We start from the raw sequence: 13,654 nt of genomic DNA, 5'->3' as shown, positions 1-13,654 counted from the left end.
AACGAAAGTCATGAAATCACACTCCCTCATCGTCTCGATTGTTGCCGCCGTCTTCGGCGTGCTCGGTGCCACCGTCCTGGCAGTTCCGGAGCTGGTGGCCCGTGGCTGGTCGGCCTTGGGCTTCGCCGCCTTCTTCGCCAGCAACCTGGCATGGCTGACCTATAGCGCTTGGCAGCGGCAATGGCCGCTTCACGTGCAGCAGTGGGTTTTCCTCGCGACCAGCGCCCTAGGGCTTTGGAACTGGTGGCTGATGCCGCTGCTGCAGGGAGGCGCGCGATGAGCAACCACATCCAGGTCATCCACGTCCTCAAGTCCAAGCTGCGCATGTCCGACGACGACTACCGCGTGCTGCTTGCGGATCTCACCCGGACAGCCAGCACGCCCGGCAAGACCAGCACCAAGCAGATGAATGGCGTCGAGCAACAGCGCGTGCGAGATCACCTGCAGGGCCTGGCCGATCGCCTGCCGGGCGCCACCCCGCGCGCCGCGCGCCCTCGCAGCCGCGCGCAGTTCGACCAGGTCAAAAAGGCAGCGAGTCCGAAGGAGCGCAAGGTGTGGGCGCTGTGGCACCAGCTCGGCCGCGATGGGTTGGTGCGCGACACCGGTGAGAAGGCGCTCAACGCCTGGGTCGATCGTACAGTCCAAGTCACGGCGCTGCGCTTTGCCACCGGCCCGCAGCTGGACACACTGATCGAGGCCCTCAAGGCCTGGCAGAACCGAGGAGCTGAGCATGGCTGAAATGTTTGACCGTCTCGACCTGCCCGATCTGACCTCCGAGCAGCTCGCGCCGCTGGAGGCGCTGATGGCGCCGGACTGGTCGGATACGTGGAAGGATCTGGCGACGAGCCACTACATCACGCTGATTTCCGCGCCTGGCTCCAGCGCGGTGCCTTCCGCTTCGCTCGCCAGCCTGGCGGTGGCGCTCACGATGGGCATCGCCCAGGACCTCGGCGGCACGCAGCCCTACATTCCCGTGGGAGCAAGCGTCATGAGCGGCGCGCGCACCCGCCGCGTCATCCAGCTGCTGGAGAGCGGTAGCTCCTACAAACAGGTTGCGGACAGCACTGGCATCACCGCCGCCCGTGTGCGTATCATTGAGCGTGCCTGGCGCCATGAGCAGATGGCGCTTCGCCAGGGTTCCCTCCAGCTCGAATAGCTCTAGGCACACGCCACATCCAAGGCCCCGCACGAATCACGCGTCGGGGCCTTTTTGCTTCTCAATAAGTGATTTGCGCCATTGAGGCGCCGATAGGGGATCGCGCGACCATCCGGTCCATGCCTTCCAAGACCACCGCCATCAAGCCCGCCGCAGCCGCTCTGCCGGACAGCATCGAGATTTTCCGCGCCGGCCGTCACATCGACGACTCGGGCATTGCGCACAACTTCTCGGAGACCGACGTGGCTGGCATGGCGGCCAGCTACGACCCGGCCCTGCGCGAGGCGCCACTCGTGATCGGGCACCCCAAGGACAACCTGCCTGCCTATGGCTGGGTCAAGGCGGTCACCCATACACCCGAAGGCTCGCTGTCGATCAGCACCCACCAGGTCGAGCCGCAGTTCGCCGAGATGGTCACGGCTGGGCGCTTCAAGAAGCGCAGCGCCTCGTTCTATCCGCCTGGCGCTCCCAACAACCCCACCCCTGGCAAGTGGTACCTGCGCCACGTCGCCTTCCTCGGCGCCCAGCAGCCTGCGATCGCCGGCCTCAAGAGCATCCAGTTCTCCGAGGACGACGCCACCGGCGCCATCAACTTTTCCGACCCCGTAGCCACCACTGATCTCGTCATCACCACCCAGGAGCCCGAAGACATGCCCGCCGATTTGCAAACCCAACTGAACGAAGCCAATGCCAAGCTTGCTGCAGAACAACAGGCCCGCGCCAAAGCGGAGCAGGACCTGGCCACGCAAAAAACGGCGGCTGAAGCTGCCACGGCCCAGGCCGCGTCGTTTGCCGAAACCGCCCGCGCCAACCGCAAGGCCGGCTTCGTTTCCTTCGCCGAAGCCCAGGTGACGGCCGGGCGCCTGCAGCCCAAGGACAAGGACATGGCCGTCGCAACCCTGGAGAGCCTGGCCGACGCCAAGCCCGTTTCCTTCAGCGAAGGCGATACCACGCGCACGGTCAGCCCGACCCAGTGGTTGCAGGAACTGATCTCCAACGCCAAGCCCTCCGTGAGCTTCGGCGAATTCGCACCCGGCAACTCCGGGGCGAGCCAGGCGCAGCAAGGCCAGGCGAAGGGCAAGTCTGATGCCGAGATCGATCAGGCCGCCCGCGCCTACATGCGGGAGCACAAGGTTTCGGACTACGCCGAAGCCCTGACCGCTGTCACCACCAGCTTCACCAGCTGATCGGACCTATCCATCCACCATCAAGGACGCTACCCCATGACAATGACCCTGGCCGAGATCCGGCTCAAGCAAAACCCCATCCTGACCAACCTGCTGCTCGGCATGGGTCAGGGCACCTTCATCGCGGAGCGCATTTTTCCGCGCCTGCCCCAGGCTCTCTCCAGCGTCACGCTGGCCCAACTGGGTGATGAACGCCTGCGCCGCTACAACCTGCGCCGGGCTCCTGGCACTGCGACCAAGCGCATCAACATCAACTTCGAAGGCAAGACCTACTCGGTCAAGCAATACTCCGTAGAAGTGCCGATTCCTCGTGAACTGCTGCGCGAAGCGGACGCGGAGCGCAAGCTGAACGTCGGCAACTACCTGGACGTCTCCCGCATCGCCATGGCCACGGCCAACGATGTACTCGGCCTGGACTATGAGATCGACGTTGCAACGGTGGCGACCAATACAGCCAGCTATGCGGCCGGCCATGTGCTCGCCTTGGCTGGCGGCACGAAATGGAGCGCTTCCACCGGCACGCCTGTCACCGACATTCGCACAGCGGCCGACGTGATCCGCAAGAAGATCGGCAAGCGTCCCAATCGTCTGGCCTTGAGCGCTGATGCCTTCACGGCTCTGTCGATGAACCCCGAAGTGAAGGGCTACCTGCCGAGCACGAACCTGGGGCCGGCCACCATCGAGCAGCTGAAGACGATCCTGAACGTCGCAGAGATCGTGGTGGGTGATGCGGTGTGGAAGGACGAAACCGACGTCGGCCGCGATGTGTGGGGCAACAACGCCATCCTGGCGTACGTGCCGAACATCGGCTCGGGCGGCAGCGCGGACATCAGCCTGGCAGAACCAGGCTTCGGCTTCACGAATGTCATTGAAGGCCACCCCTTCAGCGAAACGCCGTATTACGACAACGGCTCTAAGAGCTGGATTTACGGCGCCACCTATGAGCGTCAGCCGAACGTGGCCTACGACTCCGCCGCCTTCTTGTTCCAGAACCCGAAATAACCTCTGGAAGGGGCCACGAGGCCCCGATATCGCGTTGAGCGAGAACCCCCGGCGGCCGCCGTGCCGCCGGGCCCTGATCCCCAGTCCAAGGAAACCGACATGTCCCAATTGATCGCCCTCGTGGCCACCGCCGTAATCATCGGCGGCGAGCGCACCATCATCCAGCCAGGCCAGCCTCTGCCCGAGCTGAGCTATCACGACGAACGCGAGCTCGTCCAGGCGCGTGCAGCCCAGGACCCTGCCCAGGTCGCTCATGAAGAGGGCAACGCTGCGTTCGAGGCCAGCATGGCAGAGCGCGAGGTTGCCGAGTCCCGCCGCCTCATCGAGGACGAGAACGAAGCCCGCAAGAAGGCGGAGCAAGAGGCCAAGGAGCTCGAAGAGGCCGCTGCAAAGGTGGAAGCCGAGGCCAAGGCCGCCGCTGAAGCCAAGGCCCGTGAGAAGGCCGAGAAAGCCGCCGCCAAGGCCGCCGCCGCCAAACAGTAATCGGCTCCCGCGCCTTCGCCACCGCGCCCCGAACCATCTTTTTGCCCATTGGAGAGCATCACATGCCATCGCAGAACAATACCGGCCGCCAGTTCGACAAACAGCACGGCGTCACCATCGTGGCCACGGCCGCACTGGCGGCTTGCCGCTTCGCCGCCTACGACGGCGGCTATCCCTCGATCGCCGGTGGCGCCAAGGATTGCCAAGGTGTCACCGAGTCCTCCGCCGAGATCGGCGACGCCGTCTCGCTGACGACCGGCTACAGCGCCCTGGTGGAAGCCGAGGCCGCGATCGCCTTCGGCGCGCTGGTGAAGGTCGGCACCGATGGCAAGGCGATTACCGGCTCGGCCGCTGACCACTGCGGCCGCGCATTGGGCGCTGCCACCCAGGCCGGCCAGCTGATCGAAGTGCAGCTGTACAAGCACGTCCACGCCTGACCAGGTAGCGCTGCGCAATGAACTACGCCACCGTCCAGGACCTGATCACCCGCTTTGGTGAGCGCGAGCTCATCGAGCTGACCGATATCGACCTGGTCGCCGTAAAGGCCCCCAAGGTCGATCAGGCCCTGGCGGATGCGCACGCTTTCGTCGACGGCTTCGTGGGTCGGGTGTTTAGGCTGCCGCTGACCGGCTGCAGCAAGCCCGCTCCCGTGCCAGGCAATCCCGGCGCCGTCGAGCTCGTCTCCCCGCCCCAACTGGCCCGCATCACTTGCGACGTGGCGCGCTATTACCTGCATGACCAGTTGGCTCCGGAGCACGAGGTGTATCTGCGGTTCAAAGCCGCTGAACGCGAGCTGCTGCAGATCTCCGAAGGCAAGATCAATCTTTCGTGCCCCTGGGGCGGTACGCCTGGCACGTTGGCAGTCGGCGATGCGCCAGGGGATGCAGAGGTGCACTTCAGCTTCAGCCCGCGCCAGATCACCGACGACTCGCTGCGAGGCTTCGCATGAGCACCCAGGGAATGACCGTCGAGGAGGCCAATGACTTCATGGCCTTGGAGCCGCACCTGGTGGAACTGGTGCGCCAGGCAGTGGAGGGCATGAGCCCGGCAGTCCATGTGTTGACGTCCGCCGATATCGCTGATGTGGTGGAGAGCAAGCAACGCACGCCTGCCGTCCACATCATTTACGGCGGCTATCGGGTCTTCGAGGACCAGGGCCTCACGCTGCTGCTCGATCACACCTGGTACGTGGTTGCTGTGGTGTCCAGCGCCGCAACCGTACGAAGCGGCCAGGTCGCTCGGCTCAGCGCGGGGCGCTTGGCGGCTCGTGTGGTGGGCGCGCTGTACGCGGCGAGGGTGCCAGGCGCAACGCTTCCGCTATCCATGACATCACCCCCGCCCGCGCGCTACAGCGCAGGCCTCCAGTACCTCCCTTCGGCCTTCATCGCCCAAACCGTTTTTCGCAAACCGCAACAGTAATAGGAGCCCACTCAATGGCTGCAAACGAAATCATCAAGCGCACCTACGCCCCCACCGCCTTGGTGGGCAAGCTCTATGCGACTGTCTATGGCAGTGCCGCGCCCCTCACGCCAATCGGCAACGTGCTGGAGGCGACCACAGAGCAGACCGAGTCGGTGGAAAAGCAGGAAGACATGACCATCCTCGGAGGCGGTACGCACGGCGAGATCCGCCGCGTCACGGGCGTTTCGCTGAAGCTCAAGATTGCCGATCTGAACATCATCAACTGGGCGCGCGGCGTCCTGGGCACCGTCACCCCGCTGGATGCGGGTACGGTCACGGATGTTCCTTATAAGGCGCGCCTGGGCGGCTTGATCCCGCTGCCACATGTCAACGTCACTTTGCTGGTGGTGAAGAAGGGCGCGACTACTGTTGCATCCGCAGGAAACTTCGACCTGCTGCCCGAAGGTATCTGGATCCGTGCTGACGCGGCTGGATTGGCCCAGGACGACGACATCACCGTCAGCTACAGCTTTGGCGACCAAGTGGCGATCGAGGCGCTCACCACAAAGGCCCCTGAGCTGACCTTCCGTCTTGGGGGCTTGAACGAAGCCGAGGGCGGCCGCCCAGTGATCCTGGATCTCTGGCGCGTATCGCAAGGCATCGCCAAGCAACTCACGCTCATCAAGAAGGGATTCAGCTCGCTGGACGTGGAAGGTGAAGTGCTGCAGGACCCCACCAAGACGGGCGTGGGCATCAGCAAATACATGCGCACCACGCACGTGTAATCCGGTGAGGGGCTGACCAGCCCCTCCCACACCCCAAGGCTTCACTCAGCGCAAAGTGAGCCTCTACGGGGACGTAAACAGTGATGCGCTCCATTTAGCCCAACTCGCGCGCGCGCGGCACATTGCCGTGTATGGACAAACGCGCTGAATACACCATCGGGATCAAGAGTGAGGGCCTGAGCAACCTCACGAAGGTTATCGAGGAGCTGGAGAAAGCCGGCGTCGAGACCAGCGAGTTCAAGCGGGAAGCGGCGCTGCTACGCCAGCAGTTGGCTGAGATGCAGCAGCAACAGCAGCTCATCGACAGCTTTGCCAAGATAAAGCAGGAGAGCACCGGCGCAGCGGCGGCCTTCGAAGCAGCGCAGCAAAAAGCACAGCAGCTCGGCCGCGAGATGGCCGCGATTGAGGCGCCAACCAAGAAGCAAGTCACAGACTTTGCCCGCGCGCGCGAAGCCGTCAACAGCACCAAGGACGCCTACCAGGCCGCCCAGCTGCGCCTGCAGTCCATGCGCGGCACGCTTGCAGAGAACGGCATCGAAACAGCCGGCCTGGCACAAAAGCAGGCACTGCTGCGCAATGGTATGCGCGATGTGGAGACGGCAGTTGCTGCCGCCACCTCTCGGCTCAAGGAGCTGGGCGCCGCAGCACCGAAATCGGTCAATGACACGGTCACGGCCACCGAGCGAGCGGTCGCCAGCACCAAGGGCTATCAGGGCACCCTGACCCAGGTGGCCCAAGCCGTAGCGGGCGCGTTTGCTGTTGGCCAGGTAACTAGCTTCGCCGTTTCCATCAATGAGGTTGCCGACCAGTTCAAGAACCTTGAGTCGCGCGTGCGCCTGGCCGTGGGCGAGCAAGTCAACCTGCAAGCCGCAGTCGCCGGCATTGCCCAAGTCGCCAAAGACACGCACAGCAACCTCGACGCCACGGCCGAGCTGTTTGGGCGTCTGGCTGCCAGCGCCAAAGAGCTGAACATCACCAATGTTGAAGCCTTGGGCATCACCAAGACCATCAACCAGTCGATCCAGGTGAGCGGCGCATCGGCCCAGGCTAGCGAGGCGAGCGTGCGCCAGCTGGTGCAGGCGCTGCAGTCTGGCACCCTGCGTGGCGACGAGTTCAATTCGATCATGGAGCAGGCGCCGCGCCTGGCAAAGGCACTGGCCGATGGCTTGCAAGTGCCGATCGGAGCACTGCGCGGCATGGCCGACCAAGGGGAGCTCACTAGCGCCCGTGTGGTGAGGGCGCTCAAAGGACAAGCAGAGGCCATCAACAAAGAGTTCGCGTCTCTGCCTCTGACCACTGGCCGTGCCTTGGAGGATTTGCGCACTCAATGGACCTTGTTCATTGGGGGGCTGGACGCCAGCACGAATGCATCCAGCTATGTGGCAACGGGCATCAATGCCATCGCGGCAAATCTTGACACCCTTGCACGGGTGGCCGCCGTGGCCGGCGCTGCTCTTACAGCGGCCCTGGCAGTTCAGGGCGCGCAGGCCCTCCGCACGTATGCCATCGAAGCGACCGTGGCTGCAGGCGCCACCAACCTGCTTGCAGCCAGCATCTCGCGGATCCCCAAAGTACTCAGCATCACTGTGGCAGCAGTGGGCTTCGAGGTCGGCTACGAGATCGGGCAGATGCTCTACAACAACTCCGAGCTGGCTCGAAAGCTCGGGGTTGGACTGAACGGCTTTTTCCAGGCCCTGGTCAATGACCTGATCCTACTGAAGGACGTTGCAGCTGCCGTCTTCACCGATGACACCGTGAGCGCCGCGCTTGACCGGTACATTGCGCGCGGCAAGGAAATGGACGTCATCCTCGCTGACATGTGGAAGGACGCAGAGGGGGCTCCGTCCAAAGTGGCCGGGGCCGCGGATGCGGGCGCCGGCAGCTTGAACAAGCTCGGCGGCGCGGGAACGGCAGCGGGCCAGTCGATTTCAGCAGGAGCGAGTCAAGGTGTCGCGGCCATCGGCCAGGTTTCCAAAGCCGCAGAGGATGCGCGCGTGGCGCTCTCAGGGCTGGCAGCGGCGATCAACAGCAAGCCCGCACCGGCCACGGCGATAGCCGACATCGTGAAGGATCTCACCGCTGCCAAGCTGCGAGGCGAGGACCTTGACCAGCTCTTGCGCACCAGGATGCCAGAAGCGATCGGCAAGCTCAGCGGTACTGAGCTGGTGAAGTTCCGTGCGGACTTCATCAGCGCCATGGATGCCGCCAAGTCGGCGCTTCAGGACGCCATCGACACGAAGAAGCCCCAGGCGGAAATTGACGCGCTCCGGGCCAAGGTGGATAGCTTCGAACGCTCGATGCGCACAGGCTTGGCCTTGATCGCTGAGCAGGCCGCGACCAAGCTGGGCATCGACGTGCCGGCGGCCTTCGGCAAGATGAGCCAGGGCTTCCGTGAGTCGCAGGACAACCTGAGCATCTTGATCCGTCAGCTGCCCGAGCTGAAGGTGATCGGGGTGGATACGGCCGCTGTCGTCGGGCAGGCGCTGTCCAACATGATCGACGGGGCCAAGAATCAGGCGGAAATTGACGCGGTGATCCGGCGCATCGAAACCCTGCGCAAGGAACTGGGCGACAAGGTCGCCAACGGCCTACTCGACCAGGCCAAAGAAAAGGCCCTCGAACTCAAGGACGCCCTGGACAAGGCCACACCCGGCATCAACAGCGTGCGCGAGGCCATGAAAGCGCTCGGTATCACCAGCGACGAGGAGCTCAAAAAGGTAGCCGCGTCCGCCAAGGAAGCCTATGACACGCTGGCGACCAGCGGCAAGGCCAGCGCAAGAGAGCTCAGCGAAGGCTTCAAGAAGGCCGCCGAAGCCGCCATTGCGGCCAACAACGGCATTGCCCCCGCATGGGTCACCGCCAGCGCCACCCTGCGCGGCTTCAACGTGGAGGTGGACGCGGCCGGCAAGAGCACCCTGCGCCTGAGAGACGCCACGAACAGCGCCGCCGATGCCCAGGGCCGCTCCAACCGCGCCACCCGAGACGCGACCACCGAGCTGGAGCGCTTGAACGCGGTCCGTGAGCGCGAGATCGCGGCCCAGGAGAAGGCCAACCAGCTCAAAGAGCGCGAGATGGAGCTGTACCAGAAGAAGTGGAACATGGACAGCCAGCACCGCAGCCTCGACGCCGAAGGCAAGGTGCGCGAAGAGACCGGAATTCCGACCCGCAAGGGCATCTACGACCGCGCAAAAACGGCCGGCCTGAGCGAAGAGGAAGCCATCGCCCTTGCTGACTCGTTCGACATGAACAGGCTCAAGGACACCGGCTCGCGCGGCACGCCCTTCGTAAACCTGCAGCCGCTGGATGACGCGATCAGCAACGCGGTGCTCGAAGCGGCGCGGCGCAAAGCTGGCGGCACCGAGCAGCCCAGCACGCCGACATCCAGCCAGGCGCGTCCCGAGAGCCGCGACGCACCACCCACCGCCTCGGCCCCGTCCTCCTCCTCTGGCATGTCCAGCGGGGCGGGCAGCCCGACCTACATGACCAACCTGAACATCACCGGCGTGGGCAGCGGCGCCGTGCGCTATGCCGACCAGGAGAGCCAGCGCACCAACGAAAGCCTGATCCGCAAACTCGCCCAGGCCAAGCAGTCCTCGATCTGACCATGGCAATCACCCTTACCTACAGCGGCACCACGGCGCACATCAGCGATCGGCTCGACTGGACCGATGAGTACGACTGGAGCCCAGTGGAGCAGGCCACTGCGTACAGCACCACGGGAGCGCTCCTCGTGGACGTCGCCACAAAGGCCGCAGGCCGGCCAATCACGCTGGTCGGCACCGAAACAGCCGCGTGGATCTCGCGCGCGCTGTGCGACACGCTCCAGGCCTGGCAGGCCCTGCCCGGCATCCAGCTCGTACTCGTGGTGCGTGGCGTCGCCCGCACGGTGATCTTCGACCACGCCCAGGGCGGCTTTACAGCTCGGCCCATCTGGAAGCTGCTCGACGGCGAGATCACGCCCGAGCTTGTCTACCTGCCCACCTTTCATTTTCTGGAGGTTTGATCCATGAGCACCCCCGCACCCATCCTTGCAGGCGACATCAAGCTGCTCGCATCCAAGGTGATGAGCGATGACCCGGAGGGCGGCGGCGGCCCCTCGGGTGTTGTCGTTGCCGACGGCGGTAGCAACGGCGTCTTCCATGACGCCACCGAACTGGACCGTTCTATCGGGGACGTGTCCATTCGCTCGCTTCACTATGCGGTGCGCACCAACAACACCGGCACCTATCAAGACGCGCAGATCATCGTGTCCCGGCCGCCCAACGATCCGAACGTGTCCATCACCCTGGCCAAGTGCGCGCCCTTTGCCCGCCGGCCCGAGATATCCAACACCATCGAGAGCTATCTGATCCAGAGCAGTGAGTGGTCCGGCTACCTACTGGAGAACCATGTTGCGGGCCAGAACAGCATTCAGATCTTCCAGCGGCCTGGCTCGCAGGTCCCAGCAATCGGGCGCACCCTGGTGCTGGTCTACAACGAAGACCTGCCGACCGAGCGACGCCAGTTCATCCGCGTCAACCGCGTGGAAGTGCAGACGCGAACCTTCACCTACTCCGTGGGCAATGGGTTTGTGGACTACACCGCCGATGTGGTGGTCTGCGAGCTGAGCGACGACCTGCGCTACAACTTCCCAGGTTCCGCCCCCGACCGGGCGTTTGTGCGCAACGCCGCACGCACGGTGCTGCGGGATACCACGGTGGCCGATGCTGCCACCTACTACGGTGCCACCACGCTGACAGCTGCGGCCGACCTGGGCGCATCGACCATCAAGGTGGAAAGCGTCTACACCCAGCTCGTGCCCAGCGCACGGACCGAGACCGTGGCGCTCGATCTGCGCCCGGCCGCAGTGCGCAACATGGTCCTGGCTGAGGCGCCGCGACGGGTGGAAGTGGGCGCGGCACCGCATACGCGCCGGATTAAGGTGGGCCAAGAAAACCGCCGCCGCGCCTACACCGACCTGCTGCTCCCGCTTCCTGCGCCTGGCACGGTGGTCATCAGTTACATGGCCCTGGGCAACTGGTACACCGTGGTGGACGACGGCGCCGGTGCCTTCACTGGCCCAGGCGCCGGCCAGATCGTTTACACCACCGGCAGCGTGGCCATCACCCTGCAGGAGATGCCGGATGTCGGCAGCAGCGTCATCATCCAATGGGGTGAGAAGGTCGGCTACACCAACCGCTCGGGCGGCGCGACCTTCCGCAAGCCTGAGTACGACCTGGTGCTCGAACACGACGAGGTCAAGCCTGGCACCCTGTCCGTGAGCTGGCTGTCCGGAGGTGTCACCAAGACCGCCACCGATAACGGCAGCGGCGGGCTCACGGGCGACGCCGCAGGGCAGATCCTCTACGCCACCGGCCGCCTGCGCATCCGGCCCTCGGCCATGCCTGACCCGGGGGCAGAGTTTCAAATCACTTTCGAGTTCTCGGAGACCCAGGTCGAGACCTTCAGCGGGCTGAGCCCGGACGGCTCAGGCTTCGTGAACATGTCCTTGGCCGAGGTGCCCACGCCCGGAACCATGGTTGTCTTGTGGCTCACCACGCGCACGACCTCCGCCACCGAGGGCAGCAACTCGGGCACCAACCTGCAGAAAGAGCCTGGCCTGGCGTACTCGGGCGGCGTGGCCACCCCCACCGAGGTGGTCACCACCACCGCGAGCGCGCCGGCATCCGTGACCCCTGGGTCCACAGCCAACGTGGCCTACGGCTGGCTGCAAGACCGCATGTCTCCAAACGCCTTCCGCGCTGACTACTGATCTCACCATGGCATACACCTCCACACAGCAATCATTCGGCATCCCCGGCGCCAAGGCCGTGCACAACGTGGCCCGGTCGACCACGTCCAAGACGCAGGAGCTGATTGCCCACGAGCTGCACGACAACGGCGCCGGCACCTTCGGCCCCTATCACGGCGTGTGCAACTACACCGCCAAGACCTTGTCAGTCCGCGTGGCGTCGCAGGACTCGCGCACCCAGAGCTACAACACCGATTACGAGAACGCGGAGCTGTTCGCGCAGATCTCCAATGGCCAAGGTGGCGGTGGCAGCGACAGCGCGAAGGGCGGGGTCTACTCAACCTCGGCCGTGAGCGAGGAGCTGGCCGGCGGCAACGTGTACGTGATTTACACGACGGGCTTCACCGACACGAACGAGCACATTCAGACCTTCGCCCCGCCACTGCTCACCATCGACCTGTGCCCGCTCTCAGCCGATTACGTGGTGCCAGGCAGCGTGCAATTCACGTGGATGGGCCACACGTACAGGGACTTCGAGGGCAACATCTACCGTGGCCGGACCGACGCCAACCCTGGTGTCGCCTCGGGCACCATGGACTACTCGCAGGGCCTGGCTCATATGACGGACTGGGTTGTCAACGGGAGCCCTGACGCCTTCACCTTGGAAAGCCTCTGGACCCGCCGCGCACCATGGAAAACCGCCACGTTGATGGGTCGCACCCAGGCAGCGCCCCTGGCCCCGGGCGGCTTCGTGTTGCAGCTCACCGATACGCAAGGCAACTCTCTCACGGCCACGGCCGACCCGGATGGCTTGCTGGTCGGCACCCACCTGCAAGGCCGCCTGGACTACCAGACGGGCGTCTTCGAGATCCAGTTCGGCGACTTCGTGCTCGACAGTTCGCTCACGGCGGCTCAGAAGCTGGAATGGTGGTACGACCCAGCCGACGTGGGCGCGGTGCAGGCGGACAAGATCTGGCGCCCGTGGCCGGTCGATCCGACCACGCTGCGCTACAACAGCGTGGCGTACTACTACCTGCCCATCGACGCCGACATCCTCGGCCTCGACCCGGTGCGCCTGCCGCAGGATGGCCGCGTGCCCATGGTGCGCAAGGGCGATATGGTGGTCCTGGGCCACTCGGGCTTCGTCGGCCCCGCTGCGGCGTCCAACGGACAGACTATCGCCATGGGGCGCGAGCGGCTCTCACGGGTGCGCGTCACTGGCAGCGATGGCCAGGCGATCCACACCGGCTACACCGTGGACCTCGACGCCGGGACGCTTTCAGTGGTGGACGTCACTGGCTGGGCGCAGCCCGTCACCTATGAGCACCGCATCGAGCAGCTAATCCGCGTGGGTGACGTGCAGATCAACGGCACGCTCACCCTCGTGGGCCAGCTCTCGCACGATTTCCCCAACGGCTCCGTCGTGTCTTCGGCCCTGCTGGCAGGCAACCTCACCGCGCGTGTGTTGCCTCACTGGGACCAGGCCACATGGAATCAGGTGTGGACGGACAGCATCGTCGGGAACCCGGCCCTGGCCAGCTACAACGCGACCATCACGGTCACAAATGCCGGCGCCATCACCCAGCGCTGGGTGATGCTCGCTCGCAGCAGCAGCACGTTCGAGTGCATCGGCGAGTACACCGGCTCGCTGGGCATCCACAGCATGAACGTGGATTTCGCCCCCATCAACCCGGATGCCGGCGTGCCGTTCTTCACGCTGCCCGCCATCGGGTGGGGCGAAAGCTGGGCGCAAGGCAATGCGCTATTCGTGCACACCGTGGGCGCCATGGCTTCGTTCGCTGCTGTGCGCACCATCAAGATCGGCCCCCCCGTGGGCACCGACTACAGCTTCGAGCTGCTGTGCCGGGGCGACGTGGACCGCCCGCCGAGCGCCTGACGCAACTTCGAA

14 protein-coding genes are annotated in these 13,654 nt (G+C 64.8%); all 14 read left to right on the top strand.

What is annotated here, in order from left to right:
* The first annotated feature begins 10 nt into the window (after positions 1-10).
* Positions 11-280, top strand: coding sequence for a hypothetical protein (locus AC07X5_RS25570; RefSeq protein WP_494772408.1), 270 nt, complete (start codon positions 11-13; stop codon positions 278-280).
* Positions 277-738, top strand: a complete 462-nt coding sequence (locus AC07X5_RS25565; RefSeq protein ID WP_494772407.1) for a regulatory protein GemA — start codon at positions 277-279, stop codon at positions 736-738. The genes AC07X5_RS25570 and AC07X5_RS25565 overlap by 4 nt, the downstream gene beginning before the upstream one ends.
* Positions 731-1,156, top strand: a complete 426-nt coding sequence (locus tag AC07X5_RS25560) for a Mor transcription activator family protein (protein ID WP_494772406.1) — start codon at positions 731-733, stop codon at positions 1,154-1,156. Before AC07X5_RS25565 ends, AC07X5_RS25560 begins: the two co-directional genes overlap by 8 nt.
* Positions 1,157-1,275: 119 nt before the next feature.
* Positions 1,276-2,343 carry a hypothetical protein gene (locus tag AC07X5_RS25555; RefSeq protein ID WP_494772405.1) on the top strand — a complete coding sequence of 356 codons (1,068 nt, stop codon included), beginning with the start codon at positions 1,276-1,278 and terminating at the stop codon, positions 2,341-2,343.
* A gap of 36 nt (positions 2,344-2,379) precedes the next feature.
* Positions 2,380-3,345, top strand: a complete 966-nt coding sequence (locus tag AC07X5_RS25550) for a major capsid protein (protein WP_494772404.1) — start codon at positions 2,380-2,382, stop codon at positions 3,343-3,345.
* 99 nt (positions 3,346-3,444) lie between these two features.
* Complete coding sequence (locus AC07X5_RS25545) at positions 3,445-3,828, top strand: hypothetical protein (RefSeq protein WP_494772403.1); 384 nt, start codon at positions 3,445-3,447, stop codon at positions 3,826-3,828.
* Between the two features lie 62 nt (positions 3,829-3,890).
* Positions 3,891-4,265 carry a capsid cement protein gene (locus tag AC07X5_RS25540; RefSeq protein ID WP_494772402.1) on the top strand — a complete coding sequence of 125 codons (375 nt, stop codon included), beginning with the start codon at positions 3,891-3,893 and terminating at the stop codon, positions 4,263-4,265.
* A gap of 17 nt (positions 4,266-4,282) precedes the next feature.
* Positions 4,283-4,777, top strand: coding sequence for a gp436 family protein (locus tag AC07X5_RS25535; RefSeq protein ID WP_494772401.1), 495 nt, complete (start codon positions 4,283-4,285; stop codon positions 4,775-4,777).
* Complete coding sequence (locus tag AC07X5_RS25530; RefSeq protein ID WP_494772400.1) at positions 4,774-5,247, top strand: phage tail terminator protein; 474 nt, start codon at positions 4,774-4,776, stop codon at positions 5,245-5,247. The genes AC07X5_RS25535 and AC07X5_RS25530 overlap by 4 nt, the downstream gene beginning before the upstream one ends.
* Before the next feature lie 14 nt (positions 5,248-5,261).
* Positions 5,262-6,014 carry a phage tail tube protein gene (locus AC07X5_RS25525; RefSeq protein WP_494772399.1) on the top strand — a complete coding sequence of 251 codons (753 nt, stop codon included), beginning with the start codon at positions 5,262-5,264 and terminating at the stop codon, positions 6,012-6,014.
* A gap of 131 nt (positions 6,015-6,145) precedes the next feature.
* Positions 6,146-9,616 (top strand): tape measure protein, encoded by a 3,471-nt coding sequence (locus AC07X5_RS25520; RefSeq protein ID WP_494772398.1) that lies wholly within the window; start codon positions 6,146-6,148, stop codon positions 9,614-9,616.
* A 2-nt stretch (positions 9,617-9,618) separates the two neighbouring features.
* The gene (locus tag AC07X5_RS25515; protein WP_494772397.1) at positions 9,619-10,017 is read left to right on the top strand and encodes a hypothetical protein; all 399 of its coding nucleotides are present in this window, start codon (positions 9,619-9,621) and stop codon (positions 10,015-10,017) included.
* Between the two features lie 3 nt (positions 10,018-10,020).
* Positions 10,021-11,766 carry a hypothetical protein gene (locus tag AC07X5_RS25510; RefSeq protein ID WP_494772396.1) on the top strand — a complete coding sequence of 582 codons (1,746 nt, stop codon included), beginning with the start codon at positions 10,021-10,023 and terminating at the stop codon, positions 11,764-11,766.
* A gap of 7 nt (positions 11,767-11,773) precedes the next feature.
* Positions 11,774-13,642, top strand: a complete 1,869-nt coding sequence (locus AC07X5_RS25505) for a hypothetical protein (protein ID WP_494772395.1) — start codon at positions 11,774-11,776, stop codon at positions 13,640-13,642.
* The last annotated feature ends 12 nt before the right edge of the window (positions 13,643-13,654 follow it).

The organism is Acidovorax sp. GW458-11-26-14-TSB4, assembly GCF_059423865.1.
The sequence above is the reverse complement of the archived record's forward strand: the minus strand, read 5'-3'. Positions and strand labels throughout refer to the sequence as shown.

Excerpts from the sequence above, each read along its gene's own strand:
- AC07X5_RS25570 (WP_494772408.1), top strand. The coding sequence starts at position 11 with ATGAAATCACACTCCCTCATCGTCTCGATTGTTGCCGCCGTCTTCGGC.
- AC07X5_RS25565 (WP_494772407.1), top strand. The coding sequence starts at position 277 with ATGAGCAACCACATCCAGGTCATCCACGTCCTCAAGTCCAAGCTGCGC.
- AC07X5_RS25560 (WP_494772406.1), top strand. The coding sequence starts at position 731 with ATGGCTGAAATGTTTGACCGTCTCGACCTGCCCGATCTGACCTCCGAG.
- AC07X5_RS25555 (WP_494772405.1), top strand. The coding sequence starts at position 1,276 with ATGCCTTCCAAGACCACCGCCATCAAGCCCGCCGCAGCCGCTCTGCCG.
- AC07X5_RS25550 (WP_494772404.1), top strand. The coding sequence starts at position 2,380 with ATGACAATGACCCTGGCCGAGATCCGGCTCAAGCAAAACCCCATCCTG.
- AC07X5_RS25545 (WP_494772403.1), top strand. The coding sequence starts at position 3,445 with ATGTCCCAATTGATCGCCCTCGTGGCCACCGCCGTAATCATCGGCGGC.
- AC07X5_RS25540 (WP_494772402.1), top strand. The coding sequence starts at position 3,891 with ATGCCATCGCAGAACAATACCGGCCGCCAGTTCGACAAACAGCACGGC.
- AC07X5_RS25535 (WP_494772401.1), top strand. The coding sequence starts at position 4,283 with ATGAACTACGCCACCGTCCAGGACCTGATCACCCGCTTTGGTGAGCGC.
- AC07X5_RS25530 (WP_494772400.1), top strand. The coding sequence starts at position 4,774 with ATGAGCACCCAGGGAATGACCGTCGAGGAGGCCAATGACTTCATGGCC.
- AC07X5_RS25525 (WP_494772399.1), top strand. The coding sequence starts at position 5,262 with ATGGCTGCAAACGAAATCATCAAGCGCACCTACGCCCCCACCGCCTTG.
- AC07X5_RS25520 (WP_494772398.1), top strand. The coding sequence starts at position 6,146 with ATGGACAAACGCGCTGAATACACCATCGGGATCAAGAGTGAGGGCCTG.
- AC07X5_RS25515 (WP_494772397.1), top strand. The coding sequence starts at position 9,619 with ATGGCAATCACCCTTACCTACAGCGGCACCACGGCGCACATCAGCGAT.
- AC07X5_RS25510 (WP_494772396.1), top strand. The coding sequence starts at position 10,021 with ATGAGCACCCCCGCACCCATCCTTGCAGGCGACATCAAGCTGCTCGCA.
- AC07X5_RS25505 (WP_494772395.1), top strand. The coding sequence starts at position 11,774 with ATGGCATACACCTCCACACAGCAATCATTCGGCATCCCCGGCGCCAAG.